2 protein-coding genes are annotated in these 1,404 nt (G+C 67.3%); one reads left to right on the top strand and one right to left on the bottom strand.

Translation table 11 applies throughout. The annotated features are described in order from the left end of the window. Positions 1-28: 28 nt before the first annotated feature. On the bottom strand, positions 29-514 hold the full coding sequence (gene folK, locus ABGA94_RS05980) for a 2-amino-4-hydroxy-6-hydroxymethyldihydropteridine diphosphokinase (protein WP_375366666.1): 486 nt from the start codon (positions 512-514) through the stop codon (positions 29-31). Positions 515-603: 89 nt separating this feature from the next. On the opposite strand from folK, the gene ABGA94_RS05985 reads away from it, so the two are divergent. Then, the gene (locus ABGA94_RS05985; protein WP_065178043.1) at positions 604-1,347 is read left to right on the top strand and encodes a 20S proteasome subunit A/B; all 744 of its coding nucleotides are present in this window, start codon (positions 604-606) and stop codon (positions 1,345-1,347) included. Positions 1,348-1,404: the final 57 nt, after the last annotated feature.

Genomic DNA, 1,404 nt, shown 5'->3' on the forward strand with positions numbered 1-1,404 from the left:
AGTGCCGGCCGCTGGCCGGCAACCTCCATCAATCCAGGTCAACCACCTCGAACGCCTCGCCAAACTGCGCGTGCGCGCGCCACAGCGTGGCCAGGTCCAGCCCGCTGACCGGATCGATGAAGTCGGGCGCGATATCGGCCAGCGGCTTCAGCACGAAGGCATGCTTCAGTTCGGGACGGGGAATGCGCAGGTGGCCGGGACCTTCCACCACCAGGTCGCCGTAGAACACCACGTCGATATCCAGGGTCCGGTCGGAGAAGCGCGGCCCGCTGCGGTCGCGGCCGTGCGCGTCTTCCAGCGCATGCAGCCAGTCGTCCAGTTCCTGCAGCGGCAAGTCCGTCTCGATCGCCACCGCGTTGTTGAGGAAGGCCGGGCCGTCGAAGCCGACCGCGGCGGTACGGTAGGCCTGCGAGACCTGCAGCGCGCCGAAGCGCTCGCGCAGGGCCGCCACCGCGGCGTGGAGGTAGCGGCGGGGCTGGACATTGCTGCCCAGGCTCAGGAGCACGGTCGTCATGCGGTTCAGGTGGCAGCGATGGGGGCGTGGACATGCCGTCGTCACGGCGGCCTGCCTACAATCCGGGACGCACATGATAGGGCACCGACATGACCTATTGCGTTGGAATCGAGGTGGACGAGGGCCTGGTCTTCGCTGCCGACACCCGGACCAATGCCTCGCTGGACGATGTACGCGTGCATCGCAAGCTGCACGTGTTCGAATATCCCGGCCAGGCAGCCTACGTGCTGATGGCGGCTGGCAACCTGGCCACCACCCAGTTGCTGGTGTCGCGCCTGGGGCGCGATGCCGACGAACGGCGCTCACCCAACCTGCGCGACATGACTCACCTTTTCGAGGCCGCCGCGTACGTTGGCCAGTTGCTGGTGGACAGCCAGGTGCACAGCAGCCACAGTGAACATGGCCACGATGGGGTCAATACCCAGGCCACGCTGATCTTCGGCGGCCAGATTGCCGGTGAGCGGCCTGGGCTGTACATGATCTACCCGCTCGGCAACGCCATCGCCGCCTCACCGGAGACGCCCTACCTGCAGATCGGTGAATCCAAGTACGGCAAGCCGATCCTCGACCGCATCCTCAGCCCCGCCACGCGCCTGGAGGATGCCGCCCGCACGGCGATCGTCTCGTTGGACTCCACCATCCGTTCCAATCTGTCGGTAGGCCTGCCGATCGACCTGGCGCTGCTGCGCGACGGTGAACTGCGCATCGGCCAGCAACTGCGGCTGGGCGCGGATTCAGCGCTGTACGCCGATATCCACCAGAACTGGTCACGGCGCCTGGAACAGGCGGTGGACGCCCTGCCGCGGTTCCCCTGGGAAACGCTGGACCGGTAGTGCCGGCCGCTGGCCGGCAACCGCAATGATCCCACCGCACGGGGATGCCGGCCAGCG

It is taken from the genome of Stenotrophomonas sp. 3diitr2024 (assembly GCF_042136455.1).
Classification (GTDB): domain Bacteria; phylum Pseudomonadota; class Gammaproteobacteria; order Xanthomonadales; family Xanthomonadaceae; genus Stenotrophomonas; species Stenotrophomonas sepilia.